Here is a 12,832-nt window from a genome sequence, read left to right as displayed (position 1 = left end):
TGGCCACGGACCGGGGCGTCCGGGCACGGCGGCCTGTCCGGTTCGGGTCCTTGCGTTGGTCCACGGGTTCCGGAGTACAGTATCCGCGTTTTCATCCCACGATACAGCTGTTACGTACAGCGCAACAACGCACAACGCACGCTCTCTCGGACCGAAGGTGACCATGACCGATCTGCCCCCGGGCGCTCCGACCCCCTGGGCCGCGCCGCCCGCCGGAACCGTCACGGTCTACCGCGGCGCCACGCTCTTCGACGGCACCGGCGACCCGGCCCGCGCGGACACCACGATCGTCACGGACGGCGCCCGGATCCATGCCGTCGTCCGCGACGGCGACCCGTTGCCCCCGCTCGCGGCCGACGCGCCCCGCGTCGACCTCGACGGCAGATTCGTCGTTCCCGGCCTCATCGACACCCACCAGCACCTGGCCACCCCGCCCGACCGGCCCGTCGCCGAGGCGGTGCTGCGGCGCCTGGTGCACAGCGGGGTCACCGCCGTCCGTGACATGGCCGACGACCTGCGGCAGATCGGCGACCTCGCCCGCGCCACGCTCGTCGGCGAGATCCCCGGCCCCGACATCCGCTACGCGGCGCTCATGGCCGGACCCTCCTTCTTCGACGACCCGCGCACCCACGAGGTCTCCCGGGGCGCGACGCCCGGTGCCGTCCCCTGGATGCAGGCCGTCACTCCCGGGACCGACCTCACCATCGCCGTCGCGCTGGCGCGCGGCACCCACGCCTCCGCGATCAAGGTCTACGCCAACCTCGACGCGGCGACCGTCGCCGCCGTCACCGCCGAGGCGCACCGCCAGGGCATCGCCGTCTGGGCGCACGCCACCGTCTTCCCGGCCGCGCCCGGCGAGGTCGTCGCCGCGGGCGTGGACAGCGTCTCCCACGTCACCCTGCTCGCCTTCGAGAACCCCACCGAGCCGCTGAGCAGCTACAAGACCAAACCCCCCGTGGACCACGACCGTTTCGCCGCCGGCGACGACCCCCGACTGGCCGCGCTCTTCGCCGAGATGCGCCGCCGCGGCACCGTCCTCGACGCCACCGCGTCCATGTGGACCAGCGACGAACTCCGGGGAGACACGGCGGAATCGGCCGAACGGGCCCGCCGCAACACCGAGTTGGCCGCCGCGATCACCGCCCAGGCGCACCGCGCCGGAGTCGGCGTCTGCACCGGCACGGATTTCGAGACCGGCCCCGACGACCCGTTCCCCGCCCTCTACGGCGAACTCGCCTTCCTCGTCGACCGTTGCGGCATGTCCACCGCCGACGTGCTGCGTTCGGCGACGCTGGTCGGCGCCAGGGCGGCCGGTGCCGAGGCGGACATGGGCAGCGTCGAGGCCGGAAAGCTCGCGAACTTCGCCGTCCTGGACGAGGACCCGCTCCGGGACATCGCCCACCTGCGCACCATCGCCCTCACCGTGAAACGCGGTCGCCGCTTCGACCGCGCCGACTTCGAGAAGGACGCCCAGTGACCGCCGTCGCACACCCGATGATCGTCAACGCGCTGGGGCAGCTCGACAACCCCAACACCCCCGCCGCCCGGGCCGCCGCCACGCAGCTCAACCCCGACAGCGGTCAACTCGCGGTGGACGAGCGGGCGATCGCCGAGGCCCGCGCCTCCGGTCTGACCGCCGTCAACATCACCCTCGGCTACACCATGGGCGACCTGCCGCCGTACGAGCACACGCTGGACGAGATCGCGGTCTGGGACGGGATCCTCGACGCCCACCCGGCCGACCTGCTCAAGGTGCGTACGGCCGACGACATCCGGCGCGCCCATCGCGAGCGGCGGATCGGTGTCGTCTACGGCTTCCAGAACGCCGTCGCCGTGGGCGAGGACCCCACCCTCGTCGAGAGCCGCGTCGCCGCCTTCGCGGAGGCCGGCGTACGGGTCGTGCAGCTCACCTACAACCAGGCCAACCACCTCGGCGACGGCTCCATGGCCACCGCCAACCGGGGCCTGACCCCGTTCGGCCGTCAGGTCGTCGACGCCCTCAACGACCACCACCTGATGGTCGACCTGTCCCACAGCGGGGAGAACACCTGCCTGGACGCGGCCCGGTACTCCCGGCAGCCCGTGTCGATCAACCACACCGGCTGCCGTGCCCTGGCCGATCTCCCGCGCAACAAGACGGACGAGGAACTCCGGCTGGTCGCCGACCGGGGCGGGTTCGTCGGCATCTACTTCATGCCGTTCCTCAACCCGACCGGCCACGCCACCGCGGCCGACGTGGTCGACCACATCGCGCACGCGGTCGACGTCTGCGGTGAGGACCACGTCGGCATCGGCACCGACGGCAGCGTCACCGCCGTGGACGACCTCGACGCGTATCGCGCCGCCCTCGCCGAACATGTCGCCGCCCGCCGGGCCGCGGGCGTCGGCGCGGCGGGCGAGCGCGCCGACACCTACCCCTTCGTCGTGGACCTGCGCGGTGTGGACCAGTTCCGCGACCTGGCCCGCCTCCTGGAAAAGCGCGGCTACGGCTCCGCACGGATCGAGAAGATCCTCGGCCGCAATTTCCTCGACTACGCCGACCGCGTCTGGACGTCCTGACGGTCCACGTGCCAGCGGCGACCGCGAGACCGGAGCCGGACCGCCTCCTCGACCTGGCGGCAACTGCCGTCCATGGCCGCTGACATAGTGTCCGCATGCCTCAACGGATACGGACCGTCAGATTCCCGGCCGTCCTGGGGGCGGCTCTCGCCGCCGTCCTCTCCACTGCCCCGGTGCCGTCCGCGGCGGCCGACGACTCCCACACGGTCGCGCTCCAGCTCCAAACCCAGTCGACCTTCCGCATGTACAACGCCGACGAGGGCGCCGGTGCCACGAACGACGACTTCGTCGTGCCGGTCGCCGTCGCACCGGACGACGGCGGCCCGGCCCGCAATGTCAAGGTCGTCGTGGACACATCGGGGCTGGCGGGCGTCGCCCGCGCGCGAAAGGGCGGCTACGGGAACTGCACCGGCGACGGCCCGGTGTTCACCTGTGAGTACGGCGACGTGCAGAACGGCGACGGGGAGGCCAACGCCCCCTTCACCCTCCACGGCGAGAACGGCGTCGAGCCCGGCGACAGCGGGACGGTGACGTACACCGCCACGGCCGACAACGCGTCCCCGGTGACCGGCATCACCCGCATGACCGTGGGCGGTCCCACCCTCTACTCCCCCGAGGAGGAAAAGGCGGTGACGGGGCTGGAACCGGGAAAGTCCGTGCCGCTGACCCCGGTGTTCGCCAACCACAGCCGGTTCACCACGGAACGGGGTGTCGCCCTGCACATCAGCGCGCAGGACGGTCTGATGGTGACCTCGCGCCCCGGCAACTGCTATTTCGACAGCTCGTACACCTCGGCGTGGTGCACGTTCCCCACGAAGGCCGCGCCGGGCACCGCCTACCGCACCCGTTCCCCGATCGGCTACATCGCCGCTCCCGGGAAGCTGACGGGCTCGCTGTCCTACAGCTGGTCGTCCGACCCCCGGAAACCCGAAGGTCTCTCGGTGCGCGGCACGGACGCCGCCCTGACCCTGACCACGACCGCCGACCGCGGCCTCACCGGCGCGAGCGGCAGGGTGAGTGTCGAGACCACCGTCCAGGCCGACTACGAGCCGGTGACGGCGACCGTCCGCGGCCGGGTGGGCCGCACCGTGACGGTACGGCTCGGACTGCGCGACCACGGACCGGGCCGGTTGACCGACACCGAGGCGCTGGGGCGCTTCGAAGTGGTCCCACCGGAGGGGACGACCGTCACCTCCATCCCGTTCGCCTTCGAGGACTCCGGCGGCAAGTGGGCGTGCGAGCGTCCGGAGCGGCCCGGCGGGGCGTTCGTCTGCGACCTCGGGACCGAGCGGTTCACCGAGGTGCTGCACAGAGGGGGTACGACCGTCATCGCGTTCCGCATCCACATCGACCGGCAGGTGCCCGGCGCGCGGGGCACCATCCGGACGTACAACCGCTACGACCGCACGCCCGGGAACGACACCGCCGACATCCCGCTCGACGCGTCGCCCGCCCTGCCTTCCCACAACTCGGGCCTCTGGGCTGCTGGAGCCGTGTCGCTCGCGGCTGTCGCTGTTCTGGTGGCCCTGCTCCGGCGTCGGCGGCGCGCGTCCCGGACGGGCTGATGGTGCCGACCGTGCTTGTTCGGACGTAGACGGTGATCCGTGCCCCGCTGACCCGAGTTGTTGCGTCCTCGCGGAAGTGGCGCCGCAACGTGCTCGCTTTCGCCTCCTTCCCCGGGCCGGCCGGCGCGTGCGCGCCCAGCGGTTCGCGGACCGCGACGATCCGGTCGAACTCCAGCATGCGGGCCGCGATCTCCCGGGCGGGAAGCTCGACACCTCCCAGCGTGTTCGACGCGACGGGGTCCTGTGCCAGGGCCAGGTCCGTCAGGAGGCGGGTGTCCTCGGGGTCGGCCGCGCTCCAGGCCCGGTACTGGTCGGAGAAGTAGAGCAGCCCGTCACCTGGACGGCCCGCCTCGCGTACGGCGGCGCCGACTGCGGTGGCGTCGTTGCTCCGGCTTGCGGGCGTCCTCAGCGCGAGGCTCGGTGGGACGAGCGCGGCCAGGGCGACGATCGCCGCGAGCCACACGGTGCGGGGAGACCGCTGCCGCCGGTGGAACCAGTCGATCCAGGCACCCAGCAGCAAGGCGATTCCGATATTGCTGTAGAGCACGTACCGGTCGACGAAAAGGGGCTTGACCGGAGAGGTGATCAGCAGCAGGAGGCCGGGCAGCACGAGGATCGGCACAGCCAGCGCGGAAAGCCGTACGGGCCCCCGCACGCCCAGGGGCGCTCGGGCACACGCCACACCCACGACCGCCACAATCAGGAAGTAGCGAAGCCGCACGGGTCCGCCGATCCACGCCACCTGCCCCGACTGCCCCGCACTCCTGACCGCCAGCGGCAGCAGCCCGGCCAGCACACCCGCCGCAGCCGCGCTCCACGCCCTCAGCACCGGTCGCGGGACACGGGAGACGACCAGTGTGACGCCATGTGCCACCAGGGCGAGGACCGCGAACTCATGGAGCAGACAGGCCGGCAGCATCGTGGCGGCGTAGACCGCCCACCGCCACCGGGCGCGCTGCGAGGCGCCGACCACGAGCACGTAGGTGGCCCAGGTGACCAGGGCACAGACCATGGCGTACGAGCGGCCTTCCTGCGCGTACTTCTGCACCTGGGGAAGGAGCGGGAACACCAGCCCGGCCAGCAGTCCGGCCCGGGGCCCCGCCAGACGCAGCGCCAGCAGCCCGACTCCGCCCGCCGCCACGGACATCGCGAGCACGGACGGCAGCCGCAGTGTCAGCAGGCCGTCGCCGAAGAGACCGAAGATCCCGTGCATCACGGCGTAGTAGAGGGCGTGGACCAGATCGACGTGCTGGGCGGTGCGCCATATCTGCGCGAGATCGCGATGCGCGAGCTGCCAGGTGACGGACTCGTCGCCCCACATCGTGTTCTCCCTGCGGATGCCCCAGAGCCCCAGAGCGATCGTCAGCGACGCGGGCGCGATCACGACAAGTGCCTTGGTGGGTCTCGGTGTTCGTCGGCGGACGGCTACGGGGAGAACCGTTCCGGCCTCGGCGGGGGCACGTTCGTCAAGGGACATCGGTGGCAGGGCCTTTCAGCGGTGGCGAAGACGTTCCGCCACCGTGCCCGGGCCTCGTTGACCGGATGCTGATCCAACCTGACCGGCCGATCAGGAAGTCGGCCCGGCGCTGTGCGAGGCTGCACCGCATGCGCATCCTGGTGGTCGAAGACGAGGTGGACCTTGCCCACACCCTGCGCACCGGTCTGACCGCCGAGGGCTACAGCGTCGACCTCGCCCATGACGGCCGGCAGGGTCTGTGGATGGCCAGGACCGGCGAATACGCCCTGGTCGTACTGGACTTGATGCTGCCCGGCCTCAACGGCTACAAGGTCTGCGCCCAGTTGCGCCGGGAGGGCAACGCGACCCCCATCCTGGTGCTCACCGCCAAGGACGGGGACTGGGACCAGGCGGAGGCCCTGGACTCGGGGGCCGACGACTACCTGGCCAAGCCCTTCTCCTACCTGGTGCTCGTCGCACGGCTGCGGGCCCTGGTCAGACGGGCCGCCGCGGTCGCCCCGCCCGTCCTCGCCGTGGGCGACCTCTCCTTGGACGTCGCCGGCCGGATCTGCCGCCGGGCCGGGGCCCGGGTGGAACTCACGCCCAGGGAGTTCGCCGTGCTGGAACTGCTGGCCCGCCGGGCGGGCCAGGCCGTCTCCAAATCGGATCTGCTCTATCACGCGTGGCCCGACGAAGCCCTGGATCCCAACCTGGTGGAGGCGCGCGTCAGCGCCCTGCGCAAGAAGGTGGATTCCGCGTTCGGCCGCCGGTCCCTGGAGACCGTGCGGGGCACCGGCTACCGGCTGGTGGACGACCGTGACCGCGACTGAGCGACGGCGCCTGTGGCGCCTCCGTCGGCCGCGTTCGGTACGGGCCGTCGCGGCCCTGGCAGCGGCCTCGACCACCGCCGTCATCCTGGTCGGCATCGGCTGGTGGGTCCACCACGCCGTCTACCACCAGAGCACACAGATCGCCGAGGACCAGGCCAAAGAACAACTCTGGTCCCTCTGCGACAAGTTGCAGCAGGGCATCGTCCCCGACTCGACGAGCACCGTGCCGTACGAGGTCGTCGCGACCGGCCGACGCACCGCTGTCGCCTACGGCGGTGGCATGGACGACTTCGCTCCCGGCACCCACCACGTGATGCCCGCCCCACCGAAAACCTTGCGGGCCGAGCTCATCACCACCGTCCGGCTGCCCGCGAACCCGGACTACGACCCCAGTGACAAGTTCTCCGTGGCCGGCGGAACCAATCGGGTCATAACGGCCGACATTCCGGCCCGCTTCCTGCGTGACGGCAAAGCCGCCGCCCTGGGAGTCGCGGCCGACGCCAACCTGCGGGTCTACGTGGTGGTGCTGCCCCACACGGCCGACGCGATCACCAGGACCATCGACCGCCTGCTGCTGTGGGCCGGGCTCGTCAGCCTCGTACTGATCGCCGCCGTCACCTACGTCACCGTCCGCATCGCGCTGCGACCGGTCGAAGCCATCCGCGTCCTCACCGCATCGGTCACAGCGAGCGACCCCCGCGAGCGGGTCACCGTCCCCGCCACGGGACACGAGATCACCGCCCTGGCCACCACCATCAACGCCACCCTCCAGCGGTTCGACAACGCCGCCGCCCAGCAACGCCGCTTCGTCGCGGACGCCGCCCACGAACTGCGCAGCCCCCTCACCACCCTGCTGACCAGCCTGGAGGTCGCACTCGCCTACCCGGAGCGCACCGACTGGCCCGCCGCGGCCACCACCGCCGCCCGGCAGACCCGCCGCCTCCAGGCCCTCGCCGAGGACCTGTTGCTCCTGGCCCGCCTCGACACCCGCGCGCCCACGGCCGACCCCCAAACCGTCGACCTGACAGCCCTCGCCACCCGGCTGACCGAGCAATACGGACTGCAATACCCCCTCGCCGAACGACAGTTGACCCTCACCTGCGACAGCACCGCCCCCACGCACGCGCACGGGAACCCCGACGAATACGAACGGCTGCTGCGCAACCTCCTCGACAACGCCGCCCGCCACGCCGCACACCGCGTCCAGGTCACCGTCCGGAACCAGGACGACTGGATCGTCCTCACGGTGCACGACGACGGACCGGGCGTGCCCTCCGAGCACGCCGAGCGCATCTTCGAACGCTTCGTACGGCTCGACGACGCCCGCTCCCGCCACGACGGGGGCACCGGCCTGGGCCTCGCCATCGCCCGCGACCTGGCCCACCGCCACCGAGGCAGCCTCACCCTGACTCCCCGGACCCTCGGGGCGTGCTTCCGGCTGCGCCTTCCGCGAGCCCCCGCCCCGGCCGGGAAGTGAAGGGGCGTTACTGGTCCGCGCCGGTCCCCGTCCGGGACGTCGTCGGCAGTGGCTCCGACGAGGTCCGGGCCCGTGACGAGGTGATCAGCGCGGAGCTGCCGGTCGTACGGTCCGTGAAGCCGGCGAAGAGGGCGAGGCCGAGGCCCGCCGCGGCGAGTGCCGCGCCGACCAGGGCCGGTGAGGCCCAGCCCCAGCCCGCCGAGATGGCCAGGCCGCCGAGCCAGGCGCCGCCGGCGTTGGCCAGGTTGAAGGCGGAGTGGTTGGAAGCCGCGGCCATCGTCGGGGCGTTCTTCGCCTTCGCCATGAGCAGCATCTGCACCGGGGTGGTGACCAGGGCGCCCATCGCGCCCATGAACACGAGGGTCACCAGGGCGGGGACGATGCTGTGCACGGTGAAGTAGAACGCCACGAGCGTCGCACCGAGCAGGACGAGACCCCCGTACAGCGTGGGGCGCATGGCCCGGTCGGTGAGCGGACCGGCGATCAGTGTGCCGAGCGTCATGCCGATGCCGTAGAGCGCGAGGACCCAGGTGGTGGAGGAGTCGGCGAGGCCGGTCACGTGGGTCAGCATCGGGACCAGGTAGCTGTAGACGGCGAAGAAGCCGCCGAAGCCCACGACGGCGGTGGCCAGGCCCAGGGCGACCTGCCGGTTGCCCATCGCCCGCAGTTCGTGCCGGATGCCGGCCTGCTGGCCACGGGGCTGGTGCGGGACGAAGGCGGCGAGCGCGGCCAGCGCGACGAGGCCGATGACGGAGACGGCACAGTAGGCGTACCGCCAGCCGAGATGCTGGCCGAGGGCGGTGCCGGCCGGGACGCCGACGATGTTGGCGACCGTGAGTCCGAGGAACATCCTCGACACGGCCCGCCCGGCCCGTTCGGGGGCGACCAGCCGGGAGGCCACGACGGCGCCCACGCCGAACAGCGCGCCGTGCGGGAGACCGGCCAGGAAGCGCGCCGCGAACAGCAGGCCGTAGTCGGGAGCGAGGGCGGAGGCGACGTTGCCGATCACGAACAGCGCGGACAGCAGGAGCAGGAGCCGTTTGTGGGCGATGCGCGCGCCGATGCCGGTCAGGAGGGGCGCGCCGACGACGACACCGAGCGCGTAGGCGGAGACGAGGTTGCCGGCGTGCGGCACGGACACGCCGACGCCGTCGGCGATCTGGGGCAGCAGTCCCATGGTGGCGAACTCGGTCGTACCGATTCCGAACGCGACGAGGGCAAGGGCCAACAGGGCCAGTGGCATGGAGCGCGGGTACCTTTCACGGGCGGGGTCTGTGCGTGGATGCGGGTGGGGCGAAGCGGGGCAGAACCGTCACAGGTCCCGTTCGCCCTGATTGTGCTGCGTGTCGCGCCGGCCACCGTTGCCCGATGCGCCCCTGGGGGCAGGGGAAGTCTACGAGCTGTACAGCCACGGCAGGCACGCCCGCATTCCAGGATCGGGCGATGAACAGACCGGGGTTCAGACGCCGGTGTTCAGGCACTGATGTGCGCGCTGCTCCGCTCGATCGGGATCCACAGCTGGGAGTGGGTCTCCTCGCCGATCGACACCGGCTGGGTGCGCAGGAGTTCCGGACCGGGCCGGCTCGTGTACGGGTTCGAGGGGAACCACTGCGTGAACACGTCCCGCCACAGCTCCTGGAGCGCGCTCGGATAGGGACCGTCGTTGTCGAAGACCGCCCAGATCCCGGCCCGCACGTCGAGAGCGTCGAGGTCCCCGGCCTCGCTGTCCGGGCCGGTGACCGCGCCGATCCAGTAGTCGGCCTCGGCTCCCTCCTCCCGGCTGTCGGTGAGATACACAGCCGCCGACACGATCCCTTCGGGCTCCCGGTCGGACAGCTCCTTCATCCGCAGGACCGCCCGCTCGTCCAGGCTCTCCAGGTGCGCGGCGGCGGACGCGTTCTCCCCCTCGGGCACCAGCGGGACCCGCGCCTTCCTGCCGACGATCCGGAACGCCTCCTTCTCCACGATCCGGTACCGCATCGTCGTACTGCCCTCGACGACGACGCGGAAGGACATGCGCGGCTGCGCCGTGAGGGTCGCGCCCGTGCGCCGGGCCTCGCCCGGACCGATGCCGTGCACCGACCGGAACGCGCGGGCGAAGGCCTCGCCGGAGCCGTAGCCGTAGCGCACCGCGACATCGAGCAGCGTGTGCCGCCCGGCCAGCACTTCGGCCGCCGCCAGGGTCATCCTGCGGCGCCGGACGTAGACGGGGAGCGGCATCCCGGCGAGGGCGGAGAACAGCCGCCGGAAGTGGTACTCCGACACCGCGGCGATTCTGGCGGCCCCGGCCACGTCGACCTCCCGGTCGAGATGGTCCTCCAGGTGGTCGAGTGCCTGATTCAGCCGCTCCAGCACGTGTGTCCGCCCCTCGTCGTCGTGTCTCCCCCGCTTCCCCGAGTCTCCCCCGTGGGACAGCTCGCCTGCCGTCCGGCCGGGCCCTCTTCAGGTGTAGGCGGCTGCTGCGCGCGCCGCCCGACAGAAGCCGTGCGGGAATTGTCGGGCGGGTGGCCCCGGCGCGGCCCGAGGCTGGCGCACATGACTGATATCAAGGGGCGGTGCGAGCCCGGGTTCGCCGCGGTGGAGGCGGCCCTCGCGGCTTCGCTCGGCAAGGACGACGTGGGCGCGTCGGTGGCTGTCTATGTCGACGGCGAGCCGGTGGTCGACCTGTGGGGCGGGTACGCCGACGCGGACCGCAGTGTCCCGTGGGAGCGCGACACCCTCACGGCGGTGAACTCGACGACCAAGAACATGACCGCCTTGTGCGCGCTCGTCCTCGCCGACCGGGGTCGGATCGATCTCACCGCGCCGGTCGCCGCCTACTGGCCCGAGTTCGCCGCGGCGGGCAAGGAGCGTGTGCTGGTCCGGCATGTGCTGTCCCATACGGCGGGGCTGCCGGACCTGTCCGGGCCGACCGCGGTCGAGGACCTCTACGACTGGCGGGGCGTAACGGCGGGACTGGCCGCGCAGTCCCCCCAATGGGAACCGGGAACCGCCGCCGGGTACCACGGACTCACCTTCGGCTACCTGATCGGTGAGATCGTCCGACGCGTCACCGGGCGTCGCCTGGGCGACTTCTTCGCCGAGGAGATCGCCGGACCGCTGGGCGCGGACTTCCACATCGGGCTGGCCGCCCGCGACGACCGGCGCGTCGCACCGCTCCTCCCGCCACCGGCGCAGACGGACGACTACACCGCCGAGGCACCGTCCGGACCGGACGGCACACGGCGGGAGTACGACGGTGTCGCGGTCCGGGTCAGGGACGTCAACTCCGTTGCCTGGCGCCGTGCGCAGATCCCCGCCGTGAACGGCTTCGGCAACGCCCGGTCCGTCGCCCTCGTCCAGTCGGTCCTGGCGAACCGGGGTTCCGCGGGTGGCGTACGGCTGCTGTCTCCCCAGGGGTGCGAGCCCGCGTGGCAGGAGGTGTTCCGGGGCGAGGACCGGGTGCTGCGGGCCCCGATGTCCTGGACCGTGGGTTTCGCCAGGTTCGGGAACGCCTTCGGCTGGGGCGGTTGGGGCGGCTCGCTGGTGGCGAGCGACCCCGAGGCACGGATGACGGTGGCCTACGTGATGAACCAGATGATCGACCAGGAGCGGCAGGAGGACGACCGCGGCATGGAGATGATCATGGCCGCCTACAGCGGACTGCGGTGACACCGGCGCGGTCCTGCCGTGCTGCCGTTCGGCCGTCCAGCCGTCCTGCTGGCTTCATCGGCCGAGGGCCGTGGGCACCCGTTCGAGCACCGGGAACGGCACCAGACCGTAGTGGTAGAAGTCGACGGCCTCCGCACCCGCCGTGCGGGCCGCCGCCGTCTTCGCCGCCAGCGCCTCGGCCGACTCCGTGTCCGGGGCGCCGGGGCGCAGTACGGTCCGCAGGGCGCAGGTGTCCGGCAGGACGGCGCGGTAGGCCGCGGTGTCGGTGGCGACTCGGGCGGGGTCGCGGGCGTAGGCGAGTACGGCGTAACCGGGCACCACCGCGCCCACGGCCGCCGGGTCGACCCCGGTCCACCAGGCGTCCTCGGCCGCGGGCGCCCCGGTCGGCAGGCCGTCCGCGTAGCCCTTGACGGCACCGGTCAGGTCGAGGAAGACGAGGTCGGAGCCCTCGTCCGCCACGGCGTCGCTGACGGCCGCGGCGAGTGAGGTGACGGTCGAGCGGCGGGCCCGCGCGTAGGCGGCGACCGGGCCGGGCAGGTCGTCGAGGCTGCCCAGGGGTCCCGGGACAGGGGCGGCGCCGTCGAGCACCCGGCCCGCCGACTCCACCGCCACGGCACGTGCCTTGGCGGCGTCCACACCCTGGGCCTCGGCGTGCCGCGCGCAGTGCGGGCAGAAGCACAGCCCGAGCAGGAACTCCTCCAACGGGCCGAGGGTCACGAAGCTGCGCTCGTGGTGGTAGCCGTGGCCGAACGTGCCGTAGTGGAGCGACTCCGCGACGACCGCGTCCACGCCGAGGCGCGCGACGGAACGGGCCAGGGAGACGGCGTAGGCGCGCACGTCCGGGTGGGCGGGGCACAGGTCGGCGGGGGCGGCCCGGTCGCCGAAGCAGTTCTCCTGGGTGACGTCGGGGTGGGCGAGGCCGAGGGTGGTGTTGTGCAGGAAGACGGTCCAGCCGTGCAGGGCCGCGCCGCGTTCCTCGGTGGCCCGGCGCAGCTCGCGCAGGGGTTCGCGGGCGGCGCCGGGCTGGACGGGTGGGATCAGGCGGGCCCCGTCGAAGAGGTCGGCCGGTGGTGTGAAGTGGACGCCGTCCTGGCGCAGCGTGACCCGGGCGGGGCCGTGCGGAGTGACGTCGCGGGCGCGGTGGTAGGCGGCGGCGACGGTCACGGTGTCGCAGCCGTAGGTGCCGAGGACGCGGTCCAGGACCGGGCCGACGCCTTCGGCGCGCAGGTCCTCGACGAAGGTGTAGAGGGCGGATCGCACGAGGTGGGTTCCTTTCGGACGGCCGACGTCGCTC

At 72.3% G+C, this 12,832-nt stretch carries 9 protein-coding genes; 5 read left to right on the top strand and 4 right to left on the bottom strand.

All coding sequences use genetic code 11. The annotated features are described in order from the left end of the window. The first annotated feature begins 163 nt into the window (after positions 1-163). The gene (locus ACIQPR_RS26045; protein WP_403652590.1) at positions 164-1,477 is read left to right on the top strand and encodes an amidohydrolase family protein; all 1,314 of its coding nucleotides are present in this window, start codon (positions 164-166) and stop codon (positions 1,475-1,477) included. Then, a complete protein-coding gene (locus ACIQPR_RS26040) occupies positions 1,474-2,559 on the top strand; it encodes a dipeptidase (RefSeq protein WP_403652588.1) in 1,086 nt (361 codons plus the stop codon). Before ACIQPR_RS26045 ends, ACIQPR_RS26040 begins: the two co-directional genes overlap by 4 nt. Before the next feature lie 1,326 nt (positions 2,560-3,885). On the opposite strand, the gene ACIQPR_RS26035 is transcribed toward ACIQPR_RS26040, so the two are convergent. Next, positions 3,886-5,508: a glycosyltransferase family 39 protein gene (locus tag ACIQPR_RS26035; RefSeq protein ID WP_403652585.1), complete on the bottom strand. Its 1,623-nt coding sequence runs from the start codon at positions 5,506-5,508 to the stop codon at positions 3,886-3,888. A 221-nt stretch (positions 5,509-5,729) separates the two neighbouring features. Between ACIQPR_RS26035 and ACIQPR_RS26030 the strand changes: the two genes are divergently transcribed. Further along, on the top strand, positions 5,730-6,410 hold the full coding sequence (locus ACIQPR_RS26030; RefSeq protein WP_403652583.1) for a response regulator transcription factor: 681 nt from the start codon (positions 5,730-5,732) through the stop codon (positions 6,408-6,410). Continuing rightward, positions 6,397-7,887, top strand: coding sequence for a sensor histidine kinase (locus ACIQPR_RS26025; protein WP_403652580.1), 1,491 nt, complete (start codon positions 6,397-6,399; stop codon positions 7,885-7,887). The genes ACIQPR_RS26030 and ACIQPR_RS26025 overlap by 14 nt, the downstream gene beginning before the upstream one ends. A 7-nt stretch (positions 7,888-7,894) precedes the next feature. Here ACIQPR_RS26025 and ACIQPR_RS26020 read toward each other — a convergent pair whose 3' ends face one another. Next, the gene (locus tag ACIQPR_RS26020; protein WP_403652577.1) at positions 7,895-9,130 is read right to left on the bottom strand and encodes an MFS transporter; all 1,236 of its coding nucleotides are present in this window, start codon (positions 9,128-9,130) and stop codon (positions 7,895-7,897) included. 230 nt (positions 9,131-9,360) lie between these two features. After that, positions 9,361-10,242 (bottom strand): helix-turn-helix domain-containing protein, encoded by an 882-nt coding sequence (locus ACIQPR_RS26015; protein ID WP_403652574.1) that lies wholly within the window; start codon positions 10,240-10,242, stop codon positions 9,361-9,363. Between the two features lie 180 nt (positions 10,243-10,422). Between ACIQPR_RS26015 and ACIQPR_RS26010 the strand changes: the two genes are divergently transcribed. After that, a complete protein-coding gene (locus ACIQPR_RS26010) occupies positions 10,423-11,538 on the top strand; it encodes a serine hydrolase domain-containing protein (protein ID WP_403652571.1) in 1,116 nt (371 codons plus the stop codon). A gap of 54 nt (positions 11,539-11,592) precedes the next feature. Here ACIQPR_RS26010 and ACIQPR_RS26005 read toward each other — a convergent pair whose 3' ends face one another. Next, positions 11,593-12,798 carry a hypothetical protein gene (locus tag ACIQPR_RS26005; protein ID WP_403652568.1) on the bottom strand — a complete coding sequence of 402 codons (1,206 nt, stop codon included), beginning with the start codon at positions 12,796-12,798 and terminating at the stop codon, positions 11,593-11,595. Positions 12,799-12,832: the final 34 nt, after the last annotated feature.

The sequence above is a fragment of the Streptomyces sp. NPDC091280 genome (assembly GCF_044768565.1).
In the GTDB taxonomy this organism is placed as follows: domain Bacteria; phylum Actinomycetota; class Actinomycetes; order Streptomycetales; family Streptomycetaceae; genus Streptomyces.
This window is presented reverse-complemented; position numbering and strand designations above follow the sequence as displayed.